Consider the following 15768-nt stretch of genomic DNA (forward strand, 5'->3'; position numbering starts at 1 on the left):
ACGATACGCAGTGGTGCAGTGCACCGGCGCGCCGAATCTGCGGCGGTGCCGGGCGCTCGATCGGTTCTGGCCGGCGCGCTGGGTAAGCGCGCTGGCAGGCAGCGTGTGGCAAGGGTCCCTCGCTCGGTCCGTGCATGGCGGGTTTTGCCACCGGCTGCAAGATGGGCAGCCGGTGGGCCGCTTATGCTGGCCTTTTATTGCGCGTGGTGCAAGCGGGGACAACGCGAGGCGAGCGAGACGGGACGCCCCCCGCGAGGGAGGCGAGTTGGATCGCGCAACCGCCAGGCCTGCTTACAGCCAGCCCGCCTTGCGAAAGCGCCGGTACAGCACGAGATCGACCGTCAGCATGACCGCGATGCAGAGCGGATAGCCGAACCTGAAATGCAGCTCGGGGATGTTCTGAAAATTCATCCCGTAGATGCCCGCGATCATGGTAGGCACCGCGAACAGCGCCGCAAACGAACCGAGCCGCTTGGTCACCTCGCTCTCGGCGAGCGAGATCATGCCGAGATTGACCTGCACGGCAGTCACGACGATTTCACGCCGCCCTTCGATGGTTCTGACGATCCGCTCCAGATGATCGTAGACGTCGCGAAAATACGCCTGCATGCCCTGGCAGACGCTCGGAATGCGCCCGCCGGTCAATTTGCTGACGGCTTCCTGCAGCGGCACGATATGGTGCTGGAGGATCACGAGGCGCCGCTTCAACGAGTAAAGATCCTGGATGATCGCGCGCGACTGCGCCGAATTGTTGTAGTCGAAAATGCGGTCTTCGAGCTCTTCGATCTCGGTGCTCATCGCCTCGATAATCGGGAAATAGCGATCGACGACATCGTCGAGCAACGCATACAGCACGAATGCCGAGCCTTCCTTCAGCAGACGCGGCTCGCGCTCGCAGCGCGCGCGCACGTTCTGAAACCCGGTGCGGGTGCCGCGGCGCACCGACAGCACGTAGTTGCGCCCCACGAACACGTCGACTTCGCCGATCAGCAACTCGCCGTCGTCGTCCATCTCGACCGTGTGCATCACGGCGAACATCGAGTCGCCGTATTCCTCGATCTTGGGACGCTGGTGACCATGCTGCGCATCTTCGATCGCGAGCTCGTGCAGGCCGAACTCGTGCTGCATCACGGCCAGCTCGCCCGGCCCCGGGTCTTTCAGCGCGACCCAGACGAAGCACTCGGGCCGCGCCACGTAGTCGCTGATGCTATCGATGTCGATGTCAGCGAGCTTTCGACCGTCCTGATAGGCGGCGCAATTGATCAGCATGTTCGGATTACCTTGAAAACGGAAACAGACCGCCCGGCCTCGCCCTGCGCGTGTGCCGCGCGCAGGGCCTGCGTTTGACGGATGAGCGTAGCCGCCATGTTACGGGGCTGCGCGAAAACGTCACGTATCCAATTGTTAAACCTTGCCGGCGAGCGCGGTAAGCGCGGGTCGGCCGTCACCAGAAAGGCCAACGCGACCACCGGATCGAACTGCGTCGAGACGCCGATCCGATGCACGCCCGGGCTGAGGTAGAAAACCACGTGCTCGCCGTTCATCAGGTCGGTGACCCGTTCGCCGTCGACGTACACCAGCGCATTGCGGAACCGCACGATCACGTCGCGCGAACGTTCGCGGCGCACGTCCACGGCGACGAGCCCCGCCAGCGGTTCCGTATAGCCGGGCCGCACGATGCGCTCGGCCGGCACCTGCTTGAACGGCACCGGCTCGGCCGGTGTCGACGCGCAACCGCCCAGCGCCGCGCAGGCGAGCATGATGAGCGCCGCGAGTGCCGCGAGTGCGCTCTTGCGGTGGCAATGCAAGCGCATCGGCATGCTGGTCCTTCCCCATCGTCGATTCTGGTCCCGCCTGTCGTGACAGCTCACGCGCTGCCTGGCGATCCTGCGTGGCGCAGCCCGGCGCGTTGCCAAGCATGATAGCAACGCGCGGCTGTCGCGCCAGCCTGGCCGAACGGCCAACGCGGGACCAACCCGGCCGACCATCTCTCCCCTTGCACGACGCGGCGTTCTTCTTCATGATCGTTGCAAAGGGTTCGACCCAAGCGGACTGCGCGCGACGGATATAGCCCTGGTTGGATCGCGTGCCGCGATGGCGAGCCGGTATCTCCGCTTCGCCGGACCTACGATCAAGGAGACTGCGATGTGGTATTTCACCTGGATTCTCGGCGTCGGCGTGGCGCTCGCCTTCGGCATCATCAACGTGATGTGGCTGGAGACCAACGGCAAGTTCGCCCGTGATCCGCACTCCGCCGGCACGCCGCCCGCCCCTGACGGAAGCACGCCTTCGTGACGTTTCTGGTTTTCTTTTGCGGTCATGCGGGTACCGGCAAGACCACGGTCGCAAAAAAGCTGATCGGTCCGCTGATGAAGGCGAGCGGCACGCCCTTTTGCCTGCTCGACAAAGACACGCTGTTCGGCGGCTATAGCGCGGCCGCGATGGCCATGCTGACCGGCGACCCGAACGACCGCGACAGCCCGCTTTTTCTGCAGCATCTGCGCGACCCCGAGTACCGCGGCCTGCTCGACACCGCCCGCGACAATCTCGAACTCGGCGTAAGCGCGCTGGTGGTCGCGCCGCTCTCGCGTGAAGTGCGCGAGCGGCGCCTGTTCGACCGCGCCTGGCTCGGTGTCGGGGCGGACGTGACGCTGCGGGTCGTGTGGGTTCATACCTCGGACCAAGTCGCGCGGCAGCGGATCGTCGCGCGCGCGAATCCGAACGACGCCTACAAGCTCGCGCATTGGGACGAATACCGGCAGCGCCGCTTCGTGCCCGGGGGCGAGACCTGCGACGATCTGCTGATGTTCGACAACACCGCGCCCACGCCGGCGGACGACGAGGGCCTGCTCGCGCGCATCATCGGCGAGCCGCAGCCGGCGTGCAAGATGATGCCGCCGCTGCCCGTTTAGCCGCGCACGGCACACGTCGGCCAGAAATGAAAATGCCCCGTCAAACGGGGCATTTTCATTTCAGCGGTCCTCTTGCGGGACCTTCCTCGCTCATCAGCGGCTCTCAGCGGCGCACACCAGCTCGCCTTGCCACGGCCCTCGTTTGCGGCCTCACGGCCATACCGGCGACGGCCGCGCTTCAGGCCGTAGCGAGCGCCTCCAGCGACTGTCCTTCGTACAGTTTGCCGAAGCGGTTCGCGAGGAAGTCGGTGAGCGACACCTGCTCCTGACGCACGAAGCCCTTTTGCGGCAGCTTCTGCTCACGGAACAGATCGAGCACCGCGCACATGGCGCCGGCCGTGGTGATCTGGATCGCGCTCATCGGCACGCCGCACACCGTCTTCGCGAAAATCTTGCGGGTAAACACTTCCTGCACCAGTTGCCCGTCGCGCATGCCGCTCACCGTGATGAACACCAGCACGACGTCCTGCGCGGTCGACGGCACCGAACGGCGCATGATGGTCTTTAGCGTGTCGCGGTCGCCGGACAGGCGCAGGTCTTCGAGCAGGAACTGCATCAGATTGCGGTGGCCCGGATAACGCACCGACTTGTAGTCGAGCGATTCGACTCGCCCCGCCAGCGTCTCGCACAGCGTGCCCAGTCCGCCGGACGTATTGAAGGCTTCGTATTCTGTGCCGTCGAGCGAAAAGTGTTCGAGGCCTTCTAGCGGCTGCACCCACTGCGTGCGGCTGTCGCGGATCGCTTCGCAAGGCTGGCAGTATTCGTTGATCAGACCGTCGACGCTCCAGGTCAGGTTGTACTTCAGCGCATTGGTCGGAAACTCCGGCAGCGCGCCGACGCGCATCTTGACGTCGCGGATTTCGCTAAAGCGGTTCGCCAGTTCGTGCGCGGCAATGCCGATGAAGCCCGGCGCGAGACCGCACTGCGGCATGAACGCATGCTCGGCGTCGTCGGCGATCGCGCGGATCGCGTGGGTCGCGCGCACATCTTCGGTCAGATCGAAGTAATGCACGCCCGCACCCTTGGCCGCCGAGGCCACGTTCACCGCGAGGTAATACGGCAGCGCGTTGACGAGCGCGTCGAAGCCTTGCATCGCGGCGCGCAGTGCGCCGGCATCGGCGGAATCGACGCGGCGTGTCGGAATGCCCTGGGCGGCGAGCTTGTCGAGCGCGTGCTGATCGCGGTCGAATGCGACGACGTCGTAGTCGCCGGTTTCACGCAGCATATGCGCGATGGTGTGTCCGATCAGACCGGCACCAACAATGGCTACTTTCATGCGCTTCTCCTTTGTTATGTGTGTGCTGTGTGCAGCTCGGGAAGTGCGCTGCGCTTAGGCGCCGCGCCTCTCGGGCTGAACCCTTGAGCAACAGTTTAGGGAGAAGCAAAAACAGTTCATACGCGCAAAATGATGCGTTATGACCACCGGTTTCGACGTTATGACGAAGATGTTGGTCGAACTGTCGAAACGATATAAAAACCACGTAAAAACCAGCGCCGATTGGACGGGCCGCGCGCGTTCACACGCCGCACTCAAACCATCCCACGGTCGATCTTGCGCGCGAGGATGATCGACGTCGTGGTCCGCTCGACGCCTTCCATGCCGCCGATCTGGTCGAGCAGATCGTTCAGCCGGTCAGGCGAATCGGCGCGCAGCCACGCGACGTAGTCGAACTCGCCGCTCACCGCGCACAGCAACTGCACCTCGGGCATCTTGCCGAGACGCTTCTGCACGGACGGCCCGTGCTTCGGCGCGATGATCATGCCGACGTAGGCCATGATGCTCGAATCGAGCACGTCCTGGCCGAGCCGCACGCTATAGCCGGCGATCACGTCGCTGCGCTCCAGCCGCGCGATTCTCGCGATCACCGTGGTGCGCGCCACGTCGAGCTGGCGCGCAAGACTGGCGACGCTTTCGCGGGCGTTGGCTTGCAGCAGTGCAACGAGGTTGCGGTCGAGGTCGTCGAGCTGGTCGAGGCGCGGAGGTCTCATCGGGAGGCTTGGGGAAGTGGGTGGAGTGGATCTGTGGTCGAGCGGATTATCGCGCGTCTTGAGCGTGTGATGGCGCTAGTGGCGTTGGCGGCCGCGCCGCCGCACTCACGCCCCGAACCGCTCGATCACGAAATCGACGAAGCTGGTGAGCTTGGGCGTGGGCTGGCGATCACGCGGATAGATCAGATGCACGGGCGCGCCGTCGGGCAGATAGTCCTCCAGCACCGACACCAGTTCGCCGCTGGCGATCTCGCGCGCGAGCAGCGCCTCCGGCTGCAGCACCAGGCCGAAGCCGCGCAGCGCCGCCACCTTCAGCGCCTGGCCGTTGTTCGCGCGAAAGCGGCCCGCGCGCAGCGGGTTGTCGTCGGCGCTCTCGCCGTCGAGACGCCACAGACCTTCGCGGCCCCAGTGCAGAAAACCGAGGCATTCATGATGGACGAGATCAGCCGGCGTGCGCGGCGTGCCAGCGCGCGCCAGGTACGCCGGCGACGCGCATGCGCGCATCCGGTAAGGTTTAAGCGGCCGCGCGACCAGACTCGAATCCGCCAGTTGACCGATGCGCACGGACGCGTCGAAGCCCTCTTCCACCAGATCGATGATGCGGTTCGACAGATCGAGTTCGAGACTCACGTCGGGCCACGCGCTCAGATAATCGGTCATCGCCGGGGCGAAGACTTCAACGCCGTAGGTCAGCGGCACCGTCACCTTGAGCACGCCGCGCGGCGAGGCGGTCATCGCCTCGGCGAGCGACTCGGCCTGCTTCACATCGGCGAGGATGCGTCTGCATTGCTCGTAATACTGCCGGCCTATTTCCGTCAGACTTTGCCGACGCGTGCTACGCGTCAGCAGCCGCGCGGCCAGCCGGCTTTCGAGCGCGCGCAGATGCTTGCCCACCATCGCCGAGGAAATGTCGAAGCGCTCGGCCGCCGCCGTCAGGCTCCCTGCCTCGACCACGGCGACGAAAATTTCCATGCTGACGAATTTATCCACCGGCTATTTCCCGTTCGTTTCGGTTGTAAGCGTTTGTCGCATTGGAGCCGCATTGTAGGGATATCGTGATACTAATAGCGGCGACGGCGAAATGGGGCAGCCGGCCGCCGTACGTCGCGATGGCTGACGCAACCCGGCCGCTCGCCACACGCCTTGTCCCAATTCGAATAGACATCAGGAGTTTCGATGAAAAAAGCACTTGTCATGCTGGCTACCGCAGTTTCCATGAGCGGCGCGTTCGCACAAACCCCCGCCCCCGCTCCGGCACCGGCGAGCGCCGCCTCGGCGCCCGCGGGCAAGGCCGGCCACGAGCGCAACGTCGAAGATCGCATCGCCTATCTGCACGCGCAACTGAAGATCACGCCGGCGCAGGAAACGCAATGGAATGCCTTCGCCGACGTGATGCGCGGCAACGGCGAGACGATGAGCCAGTTGTTCCAGCAACGCAAGGCCGCCACCAACGTCACCGCGCTCGACGACATGAAGCAGTACGCGACCATCGCGCAAGCGCATGCGGACGGCATGAAGAAGCTGGTCGACGCGTTCGATCCGCTGTACAGCAGCCTGTCGCCGGAGCAGAAGAAGCTCGCCGATGCGACGTTCCATCATTCGGATGCGGTCGATGGCGGCCATCGTCACCGCCACGGCAAGGGCAAGGTCGGCAAGTCGACGCCCGCTAGCGACGCGATTGTGAAGCCGTAAGCAGCTTGCTTGCGCGCAGCGCGGTGGGTCGCGCTGCGCGTGCCGATCCTTTGCAGTGGACTTGCGATAAGCAGGCGCGACGCGCGCCGGGTCTCGCCCAGGTTCCACCCGACTCCCGCTCCCCGTGTCCACGTGTCCATCACGCGGCAAGTCCCGTCTTACTCCCCGTATGCCGTGATCGAGCTCGCCAAAGGCGCAGCGAACCAGCGTGTCGCGCGTGCAAAAGCAGCCGGTCGCCAGATGCATCTGGCATGATGCGGGTTCGCGGCATCGGGACATGACGTCCCCATGCTCTGCCCCGACACACGGTCCGCATCGTCGGCACGCCGTCGATATTTCCACTCCTCTCTGCTTCATGACCGAACTCAAGAATCTCGATCTGCGCACTGACGCGCGCGCTCGACGCGTCGTCAAGGACGAAACCGTGAGCGTTGAATTCGCCGCTGCCGAAGGCGAATTGATGAGCCTCGAAGGCCCGAACCGCTACGTGCGCGGCGACGCGCTGATTACCGGATCGACGGGCGACCGTTGGGTCGTGTCGCGTGAGCGCTTCGACGCCAAGTACCTTCCCGCCGACGCCACCCTCGCGCACGGCGAAACCGGCGCATACCGCAACCGTCCCGCCGTGGTACTGGCCAAACAGATGAACGAAGCGTTCTCGCTCGCCCGTTCCGCAGATGGCGGCGACGTGCTGCGCGGCGCCGCCGGCGACTGGGTCATGCAATACGCGCCCGGCGACTATGGCGTGGTCCAGGCCGCGCGCTTCGCGAAGGTCTACCGGCTCGCGGACTGAGCCGTTGCATGAGCGGGCCAATGAGCGATCTCATGAGCCGTCTCAGGCAATCGCCTCAACCGGCCGTCTCAAACGACTCTCTCAGGCAAATTCGTCGCCGAGGTCCACGGTGACCTCGCGCGGCACCGCCTCGCCGTTCGCATACTGCTCTTCGAGCGAGCCGAGGCTCGCTTCGACATACGCACGCAACACCGCGAAACCGCGGCCGCGCAGCCGCGCCGGCAACGCACGGTAGCGCGCCAGCGCCGCCGGCGCGATCACCACCGTCATCACGATGCGCCGCGCGGTCGCGCCGAAGCGCATCGCTACCCAGTGAATCGCCAGCGTCGGCGTGCCGTCTTCGGCCGCGCGCTGGATGAACTGCGTCTGCTCGGGAAACAGATCGCTGATGACGCGCGCCAACTCCTCGAACTCGGGATTGGCGCAGTCGTATTGGTAAGCTTCCATGGGGTCCGCCGGACGTGGTCCAGAAGTGATGCCGAAAAGGGAACCGATTTTAGGCAAAGGCCGGTACTTTAGCGAGACACCGGATCACACCACCGCCACGGGACGCCGGAAAGTCCTGAACAGCAGACCCGCGACGATCAGCGCGCCCAGCGCATACACCGCGTCCACGGCCGCTAGCGGCACGAGCTGCGCCTGGAACAGCGCGGCGGGCACGTCGACCAGCGCGTGCAGGACGATTGCGAGCGGCAGGATACCGCGCCAGCCCGCGCGCACGCCGCGCCACATCAGCACCGACAGACCAATCTGGAACACCAGCGCGGCCACCCGTTCGAGCGCGAAAATGCCGGCCGTCTGCGGCGTCAGGCTGGCGAGAATCAGGTGGATGCGCATCAGCGAATCGGCCGGCAGATTGCTCAGGTAGCTGTCCAGTTCGCCGCGGTTCTCGAACACCGCGAACAGGATCCATTGAATCTGCACCAGCACGCCGACCAGCCAGGCTTCCGCGCCGCCATGGCCGAGACCGTAAGTGAGCGCAGTGCCGTCGTCGGTGCGCGCGGCGTGAGCGGCAGCCGGCGATTTCGCCGCGGCGCGCTTGAGCAGCAAGCGCATACCGATGAACCGCCCCACTTCTTCGCAGATGCCCGCGGCCAGCGCGCCATACATGACGAAGGCGAGCGGATTCGACAGGAAGGTGGCCGTCGCCGCGTTCCGATGCAGCACGTAGTCGTTCAGCGCGCGCTCGATCACCATCGCGAACAGCGCGAACACGGCGATGCCGGTGATTGCGTCGCGCGGCTTGAGCGCGAGCGGGCGGCGCAGACGCCGGTAAATCAGGAACGGTAAGGCGGCGACGAACAGCGTCGCGACAGCGAGGCTCGAGAGGGTAAGCGGTGCAACAACCATGAGTTTCCTTGCGATGACCGGCGCGCACCCGCTGCGCGCCGCAGCCCGAATGATCGCAGATCAGCGCGAAGTTGACGCGCGAACGATCAACTCGCCCGGCAGCAGACAGTCGCGCGCGGTGGTTTGAACGCCTTCGATGCGTTCGTGCAGGAACTCGACCGCGCGATAGCCGATGTCGTAGGTCGGCTGACGGATCGTCGTGATGCCGGCCAGCTCCGCCCAGTCGGGGTCGTCGATCGAGAGGAGCGCGACGCGGGCTTGCCAGTCGGCGCCGTAGCGGGCTTTCAGATGCAACGCGAGGCGCAACGCGACGGGGGCGTTGGCGGCGAACAGCGCGATGCGGGAGGACGGGGTCGGGTGGTCTGGATTGGCCGCGGGGGCCGCGTTGGTTGTGTTCGCTGTGTTCGCTGTGTTCGCTGTGTTCGCAGCGCCGGTTGCCTTGGCCGCGTCACCATCGCCGCCAGCCGCATCGATTGCACGGTCCAATTTGGCCAGCCCGCGCTCGACATCGGCCGCGTCCGCGAGATCGAGCACCAGCGTATGTCCGCGTGCGGCGCTTTGAGCGCGCATCGCGTCACGAAACGCGACCTCGCGCAGCTGCCGCGAACTGACCTGCTCGAACGGCTGGACGACGAACCAGATGTCGTCAAAACCCTGCTCCAGCAGATGACGCGTACCGAGTTCAGCCGCGGCCCGGTTGTCGAGCCCGACCATGTCGGCGACGAGTCCATCCACCGAACGGTCGACCAGCACCGCCGGAATTCCCCCGCCGCCCACCGGCCGCAACGTTTCCTCCCGCACGCCGAGCGCGTTGACGATCACGCCTTCCACCCGGTACGTCGTCAGCAGTTGCAGATAGCGCCGCTCCATCTCCACTTCGTTCGCCGCGTGGCAGATCAGCGGCATCAGGCCGAGCGCATGACACGCCGCTTCCACACCTTGCAGTACTTCGACGGTGTACGGATTCGTCAGGTCGGCGAGCAGCATGCCGATCAGCCGGTTGCGGCCGCGCTTGAGCCCACGCGCCATCTGGTTCGGCTGATAGTCGAGCCGCGCGATCGCGGCTTCGATGCGCGCGCGCAACTCCGCCGACAGCACGCTCGTCTCGCCGTTCAGATAGCGGGAGATGCTGGTCTTGCCGGTGCCGGCTTCGCGCGCGACATCGGTGATCGTCGCGCGGCGCGGTGGCGGCTGCGGAGTGGTCAGCGGCGATTCACGCGTTGGGTCATTCATGTTGGCTCATTCGTCTCGGCCCGCTCGTGGTGGCTCACTCTTGTATTGATTCACTCGCAGCGGCTCACTCATGTCGACACACGGGAGCCGCCTGACGTGTGAGGGTTCGCTCGTGTCGACTCATGCGTGCCGACGCACTCGCATCGATCCGCTCGCGTCGGTCCATACATATCGACCCACTCGTGTCGCCTGACAGTCGTGGGCGGGCTCGTGTTGACCCAATCACGCCGGGCCCATGCACATGGGCTTACGCGTCGGCCCATGAGCATTGGCCATCCGCGTCACTTCCCCTTGAGCCCGCTCACGCAACCGAACTCACTTACCCAACACGTCCCGATTGACGACATTGACCGTCAGCGTCCCGTCTAGCGCCGCAACCAGATTCTCCGCCGCATTTCGCGCCATCGCGTGGCGTGTCTCATGCGTCGCCGAGCCGATATGCGGCAGCGCGACCACATTCGCCAGCTTCAGCAACGGCGAGTCGGCCGGCAGCGGTTCGGTGTCGAACACGTCGAGCCCCGCGCCGTGAATCGTGCCGTTTTGCAACGCTTCGATCAGCGCCTGTTCATCGACGGTCGCGCCGCGCGACGCATTGATCAGGATCGCGCTCTTCTTCATTGACCGGAGTTCGGCCGCGCCGATCATATGTCTCGTCTCCGCCGTGAGCGGCACTTGCAGGCAGACGAAATCCGAGGTCGCCAGCAGTTCCGCCAACTCGACGCGCCGCGCGCCATACGCCTGCTCAGCCTGCGGGTTCGCGCTGCGATTGGTGTACAGCACCTTCATGTTGAAGCCGAGCGCCGCGCGCCGCGCAACCGCGCCGCCGATCCGTCCCAGCCCGACGATGCCGAGCGTCTTGCCCTGCACGTCGACGCCGAACTGGGCCGCTCCGATGCTGTCGCGCCACTGCCCCGCCTTCACCCATTCGGCGAGCTCGACGACCCGGCGCGCCGACGCGAGGATCAGCGAAAACACAGTGTCGGCGGTGGACTCGGTCAGCACGTCCGGCGTGTGCGCGAGCACGATGCCGCGCCGCGTGAGATCGGCGACGTCGAACTGATCGAAGCCCACCGAGATGGTCGACAACGCCTTCAGGCGGCTCGCGCCTTCGAGCATCGCCGGCGTGACTTTCACACTCGCGCCGATGCCGCCGTCGGCATCGCGCAACGCGGCGACGAACGCGTCGTGTTGCGCGGGATCGACCTGCACCACTTCCGCATGCTGTTGCAGATACGCGAGCACATCTTCGGGCAGCGACTTCCAGGCGACGATCTTCTTCATGAGCTTTATTTTCCTTGCAACGGTGTGGTGAGCGTGCGCGTCGCTGTTGACGTTTCGGTCCGCGGCTGCGGCTTGACGATCAGCGTCAGGATCACGGCGGCGAGCAGCGCCACGCTCATGAATGCATACGACGCCGCGGGCGAACCGGTGGCGCCGTTCAGATAACCGACCACGTACGAGCCGACGAACGAACCGAGCGCGCCCATGCTGTTGATCAGCGCCATTGCCCCGCCCGCGACGTTCTTCGGCAGCAGCTCCGGCACGATCGCGAAGAACGGACCGTACGGCGCGTACATCGCGCCGCCCGCGATCACCAGCAAGGCGTACGACAGCCAGAAGTGCGTGGAGCCGAGCGCATACGACGCCGCGAACGCCACTGCGCCGACCAGCAGGAACGGCCACACGAACACTTTACGGCGGTTGAGTTTATCCGATGCCCACGAAGCTGCAAGCATCGCGATGGTCGCGGCGAGATACGGCAGCGCCGACAGCCAGCCGGTTTCGACCATGCCGAGCGTCGAGCCGTTCTTCAGGATCGACGGCAGCCACAGCACGAAACCATACACGCCGATGCTCCAGCAGAAATATTGCGCGCTCAGCTTGATCACCGCGGGCGTGCGGAACGCCTCGCTGTAATTGCGCACCGGCTTGATCGCGGCCTGCTCGGCGCGCAGCGTTTGCGCAAGGTCGTCCTTCTGCTGCTGGGTCAGCCACGAGACCTGCTGCGGCTTGTCCTTCACGAGGAACCACCAGCACACCGCCCAGAGAATCGCGGGCGCGCCCTCGGCGATGAACATCTGCCGCCAGCCGAACGAATGCACGAGATAGCCCGACACCACCGACATCCACAGCACCGTCACCGGATTGCCGAGAATCAGGAAGGTGTTGGCGCGCGAGCGCTCGCTTCTGGTGAACCAGTTGCTGATGAAGATCAGCATCGCGGGCATCACGGCGGCTTCGACGACGCCGAGCACGAAGCGGATCACCATCAGCGACGGAATATTGCTGACCATGCCGGTGAGCGCCGCGCAGCCGCCCCACAGGATCAGGCTCCAGAACACCAGCTTCTTGACGCTGCGGCGTTCCGCGTAGATCGCGCCGGGAATCTGGAAGAAGAAATAGCCGAGGAAAAACAGCGCGCCGATCAGCGACGACAGCCCTTTGCTGATGCTGAGATCCTGATTGATGCCGGCGGCCGACGCGAAGCCGAAGTTCGCGCGATCGAGATAAGCGAGGCTGTACGTGATGAATACGATCGGCATGATCGTCCACCAACGGCGAATCGCAAGCGATGAGGTCATGAGTGTCTCCTGCTTCCTGAAACAACAATGGACGGTGCCGGGGCGCTGTCGAGCGCTCTTGCTGTTATCGAGGCGGCCAGATGCGTGCGGATAACGCGCGCGTTCAGGCCGCAGTTGCAATGCGCGCAGCGCCAGCCGATGCGCCGGCCTTATCCGCATCCACATCGCCCCGTTCAAGCGCATCGAGCTCGGCGCGCTGCGGCAAGCCTTCCGAATCGCCGATCACCTGGATCGCCAGCGCGCCGATGCGGTTGCCGCGCGCGATCGCTTGCGGCAGCGTCCTGCCTTCGAGCAACGCGCTCACCACGCCGACCGCGAAGCCATCGCCCGCGCCGACCGTGTCCACGACTTTGGCGACCGGCTGACCGGCGATCACGCCGGCATCGTCGGCGGTGCGAAAGTACGCGCCCTGCGCGCCGAGCTTGATGATCACGCCGCGCGCGCCGCGCTCCAGATAGAAGTGGGCGATGTCTTCCGGCTGCGTGTAGCCGGTCAGGATCTCGCCCTCGCCGATGCCGGGCAGCACCCAGTCGGCCAACGCGGCGAGCGCGTTCAGACCTTCGACCATCGCCGCGCGCGACGGCCACAGGGTCGGGCGCAGATTCGGGTCGAACGAAATCGTCTTGCCCGCCGCGCGCATTTCACGCGCGAGATGAAACGCGAGTTCGCGCGAACTCGCCGAGATCGCCGGCGCGACGCCGGTCAGATGCAGGTGACGTGCGGGCAGCACGTAATCGGCGGCATAGTCGGCGAGCGACAGATGGCTCGCCGCCGAACCCTTGCGGAAGTATTCGACCGCCGGGTCGCTGCCATCGTCGTTTTTCGATTTCAACTGGAAACCGGTCGGATAACGCTCGTCGGTGCTGACGCAGCGCTGGTCGATGCCCTCGCGGGTCAACGTGTCGCGCACGTATTGGCCAAACGAATCGTTGCCGACGCGGCTCATCCAGCCCACCTTGAAGCCGAGCCGCGACAGACCGATCGCCACGTTCAGATCCGCGCCGGCGATGCGCTTCGTAAATTGCCCGACGCCCGCGAGCGGACCGGTTTCGGCGGCGACGAACATGGCCATCGCCTCGCCATAGGTGATGACATCGAGTGCTGCGGCTGGGGTGCTCATGCGTGGCTCCTGGGTGTTGCGGGTGTTGCCTTTACTACGGGTTCTGTCGACGCGGCGGCCAGCCATTCGACGTAATGCGCCGCGTCCGCCTCGAGGCGGCTTGCATCGAACGGAAACTCGATGCCACGCGGCACATCGCGCGGCAAGCTGTCGAGCACCGCGATGAACCGGTCATCGTGTGCCTCCGGGGCGGCGGGAAAGCGCCGCGCCCCCTCGCCCACCGTCGTCTTGCAATGGATATATTCGACGTGCGGCGCGAGCAGCCGGGCGGCATCGAGCGGCGCGACACCGCGCCAGGCCCAGTTGCCGATGTCGAAAGTCATGCCGAGCAAACCGGCGCGGCCGTCGCGCGCCAGCGCATCGAAGAGGCCGGTGAATTGCGCAAGCGAGCCGCCTTCCGCCAGTTGCCCGTTCTCGACGACGAGCCGCACGTGCGAGCCATCCATTTGCGCAGCAATCGCCGCGCCGTGCGCTTCACCGGCGAAGCCGCCGAGTTGCAGCTTGACGACGCGCGCGCCGAGCGCCGCCGCTTCGTCGAGTGCGAGGCGCAGTGCGGCGGCGTCGAGCCGACCGTCCGACGCATACAGCGACGCGGGCGTCGAATACACAGCCCACATGCCCAACCCGACGATCGCCTCGCCGAGTGCGCGCAGACGCGGCGCAGCGGCGTCGGCCTCGTCGGCGAACAGCTCGCGACGCACTTCGAAACCCGCTGCGCCGGCCCGTTTGCTCGCTTGCGCCCACTTCAGATGACCGTCCGCGCGGACCGCATCCATTCCGAATGCGCTTGCGACGATCACGATGTCTACTGCTGAAATCATGTCGAATTTACCCCGTTCTGCCCGCTTAACCACGATTGGAACCGGTTCCAGATGCGTTTTGAAAAAAAGCGCCGAGGCGCTTGCGATGCCCGAATAGTGCGCCGGGAGTCGCGGCCCGCACCATAGAGGAAATCCCCAGGCTTAGCGGGCACGGTAAGGGGTGGGCCCTACGTCAGTGGCGAGCGACTGAGGGCGAGGGACGCCGCGAGTGGAGCGTGCATCTCCACTCGGTGTCGTGCCGGCGTGGAAGCACTCAGCCCCCGTACGCGAGACACAGCGCGAGGAACTGCTCCACCACTCGCGACGGCGCGCTCGCATACGGCACGAGAATCGACAGCCTGCGTGTCAGCGGCTCCGGGCTTAGCGACAACATGCACAACGCGCCGTTCTCGTGGCGCATCGACATCGCGGAGACGAAGCCGATGCCCATGCCGGCCCGTACCGCCTCCTTCACCCCTTCGACGCCGGCAATCTCGAGGACGACCCGCATCGGCACGCCCGCCCGCGCGAACGCGCGCTCGACGCTCTGCCGCACGCCCGAGCCCGCCTCGCGCAACACCAGCGGATACGCCCCGAAGGCTGCCAGCTCCACGCGGCCGCACTCGCCCTCCGGTGCTTCCTGCGCCGCCTGCGCGAGCGGATGCGAGCGCGGCACGATCGCGACGATCTCGTCTTCGCGCCACGCGTGCACGGCGGTGTCCGGCGGCAGATCGGCGCCGGCCGGCCCTTCGATCATCGCGATGTCGACGGAGCCGAGCGCACCGACGATCTCCGTGGTGTTGCCGTCGGCGGTATGCACGCTCACGTCCGGATAGCGGCGATGGAAATCGGCGATCAGATACGGCAGCAGGTAGCTCGCTGGCGTGGTGCTCGCGCCGATTCGCAGCGTGCCCTGTTCGAGACCGCGCAGCGCGTCGCGGTACGCGTGCGCCTGACGCCAGGTTTCGCGCAGCCGCGTCGCGTAGTTCGCCAGTTGCTCGCCGGCGGGCGTCAGCCGCACGCCGCGGCCGTCGCGCTGGTACAGCGGCTCGCCGAATTCGTCCTGCAACTGCCGCAGTTGTCCGGAAACCGCCGGTTGCGAAAGATGCAGCGCCACCGCCGCCCGGCTAATGTTGCGGTGCTCGGCGACAGCGGCGAACGTTATAAGTTGATCAGGGGTCATGGGTTTGAAATATCGGACTGTCTGATACTTCACATTCTAAATCATGATTTTTCATATCGATATATCTAATTTAGGATTAGCCCCATCGAATTCCGTCAGTCATCAAGGACTGCA

Annotated in this window: 17 protein-coding genes; 4 read left to right on the forward strand and 13 right to left on the reverse strand. The window is 65.4% G+C overall.

The features are described 5' to 3' along the window. Window positions 1-291 precede the first annotated feature (291 nt). Together corA and PQQ53_RS22405 are read right to left on the reverse strand one after the other, a co-directional pair. On the reverse strand, window positions 292-1269 hold the full coding sequence (gene corA / locus PQQ53_RS22400; RefSeq protein ID WP_408143779.1) for a magnesium/cobalt transporter CorA: 978 nt from the start codon (window positions 1267-1269) through the stop codon (window positions 292-294). After that, window positions 1263-1760: a hypothetical protein gene (locus tag PQQ53_RS22405; protein ID WP_408326222.1), complete on the reverse strand. Its 498-nt coding sequence runs from the start codon at window positions 1758-1760 to the stop codon at window positions 1263-1265. Before PQQ53_RS22405 ends, corA begins: the two co-directional genes overlap by 7 nt. Before the next feature lie 385 nt (window positions 1761-2145). Between PQQ53_RS22405 and cydX the strand changes: the two genes are divergently transcribed. Continuing rightward, window positions 2146-2295 (forward strand): cytochrome bd-I oxidase subunit CydX, encoded by a 150-nt coding sequence (gene cydX / locus PQQ53_RS22410; protein WP_408143782.1) that lies wholly within the window; start codon window positions 2146-2148, stop codon window positions 2293-2295. Beyond that, complete coding sequence (locus PQQ53_RS22415; RefSeq protein WP_408326225.1) at window positions 2292-2912, forward strand: P-loop nucleotide/nucleoside kinase family protein; 621 nt, start codon at window positions 2292-2294, stop codon at window positions 2910-2912. The genes cydX and PQQ53_RS22415 overlap by 4 nt, the downstream gene beginning before the upstream one ends. A 178-nt stretch (window positions 2913-3090) precedes the next feature. Here the strand turns inward: PQQ53_RS22415 and PQQ53_RS22420 are convergent, their stop codons facing one another. The 3 genes from PQQ53_RS22420 to PQQ53_RS22430 all read right to left on the reverse strand — a co-directional run bounded on the left by PQQ53_RS22420 (window position 3091) and on the right by PQQ53_RS22430 (window position 5891). Continuing rightward, window positions 3091-4188: a saccharopine dehydrogenase family protein gene (locus PQQ53_RS22420; RefSeq protein WP_408326227.1), complete on the reverse strand. Its 1098-nt coding sequence runs from the start codon at window positions 4186-4188 to the stop codon at window positions 3091-3093. A 254-nt stretch (window positions 4189-4442) separates the two neighbouring features. After that, on the reverse strand, window positions 4443-4901 hold the full coding sequence (locus tag PQQ53_RS22425) for an Lrp/AsnC family transcriptional regulator (RefSeq protein WP_408326230.1): 459 nt from the start codon (window positions 4899-4901) through the stop codon (window positions 4443-4445). 105 nt (window positions 4902-5006) lie between these two features. Continuing rightward, window positions 5007-5891 (reverse strand): LysR family transcriptional regulator, encoded by an 885-nt coding sequence (locus PQQ53_RS22430; RefSeq protein WP_408143788.1) that lies wholly within the window; start codon window positions 5889-5891, stop codon window positions 5007-5009. A gap of 186 nt (window positions 5892-6077) precedes the next feature. On the opposite strand from PQQ53_RS22430, the gene PQQ53_RS22435 reads away from it, so the two are divergent. Both PQQ53_RS22435 and PQQ53_RS22440 read left to right on the forward strand, forming a co-directional pair. Next, window positions 6078-6593: a Spy/CpxP family protein refolding chaperone gene (locus tag PQQ53_RS22435; RefSeq protein ID WP_408143790.1), complete on the forward strand. Its 516-nt coding sequence runs from the start codon at window positions 6078-6080 to the stop codon at window positions 6591-6593. Window positions 6594-6948: 355 nt separating this feature from the next. Then, window positions 6949-7386, forward strand: a complete 438-nt coding sequence (locus PQQ53_RS22440) for a PGDYG domain-containing protein (RefSeq protein ID WP_408143792.1) — start codon at window positions 6949-6951, stop codon at window positions 7384-7386. Between the two features lie 81 nt (window positions 7387-7467). Here PQQ53_RS22440 and PQQ53_RS22445 read toward each other — a convergent pair whose 3' ends face one another. The 8 genes from PQQ53_RS22445 to PQQ53_RS22480 all read right to left on the reverse strand — a co-directional run bounded on the left by PQQ53_RS22445 (window position 7468) and on the right by PQQ53_RS22480 (window position 15654). Next, window positions 7468-7833 carry a DUF3022 domain-containing protein gene (locus tag PQQ53_RS22445; RefSeq protein WP_408143794.1) on the reverse strand — a complete coding sequence of 122 codons (366 nt, stop codon included), beginning with the start codon at window positions 7831-7833 and terminating at the stop codon, window positions 7468-7470. A gap of 84 nt (window positions 7834-7917) precedes the next feature. Continuing rightward, window positions 7918-8736 carry a YhfC family intramembrane metalloprotease gene (locus PQQ53_RS22450; RefSeq protein ID WP_408143796.1) on the reverse strand — a complete coding sequence of 273 codons (819 nt, stop codon included), beginning with the start codon at window positions 8734-8736 and terminating at the stop codon, window positions 7918-7920. 60 nt (window positions 8737-8796) lie between these two features. Next, complete coding sequence (locus tag PQQ53_RS22455) at window positions 8797-9969, reverse strand: LacI family DNA-binding transcriptional regulator (RefSeq protein ID WP_408326234.1); 1173 nt, start codon at window positions 9967-9969, stop codon at window positions 8797-8799. Window positions 9970-10284: 315 nt separating this feature from the next. After that, the gene (locus PQQ53_RS22460) at window positions 10285-11250 is read right to left on the reverse strand and encodes a 2-hydroxyacid dehydrogenase (RefSeq protein ID WP_408143800.1); all 966 of its coding nucleotides are present in this window, start codon (window positions 11248-11250) and stop codon (window positions 10285-10287) included. Window positions 11251-11255: 5 nt separating this feature from the next. Next, window positions 11256-12551, reverse strand: coding sequence for an MFS transporter (locus PQQ53_RS22465; protein ID WP_408326236.1), 1296 nt, complete (start codon window positions 12549-12551; stop codon window positions 11256-11258). Between the two features lie 103 nt (window positions 12552-12654). Then, on the reverse strand, window positions 12655-13671 hold the full coding sequence (locus PQQ53_RS22470) for a sugar kinase (protein ID WP_408326239.1): 1017 nt from the start codon (window positions 13669-13671) through the stop codon (window positions 12655-12657). Next, window positions 13668-14492: an IolE/MocC family protein gene (locus tag PQQ53_RS22475; protein WP_408326241.1), complete on the reverse strand. Its 825-nt coding sequence runs from the start codon at window positions 14490-14492 to the stop codon at window positions 13668-13670. The genes PQQ53_RS22470 and PQQ53_RS22475 overlap by 4 nt, the downstream gene beginning before the upstream one ends. A 253-nt stretch (window positions 14493-14745) precedes the next feature. Further along, window positions 14746-15654, reverse strand: coding sequence for a LysR family transcriptional regulator (locus tag PQQ53_RS22480; RefSeq protein WP_408143808.1), 909 nt, complete (start codon window positions 15652-15654; stop codon window positions 14746-14748). Window positions 15655-15768: the final 114 nt, after the last annotated feature.

The sequence above is a fragment of the Paraburkholderia strydomiana genome (genome assembly GCF_046030495.1).
Classification (GTDB): domain Bacteria; phylum Pseudomonadota; class Gammaproteobacteria; order Burkholderiales; family Burkholderiaceae; genus Paraburkholderia; species Paraburkholderia strydomiana_A.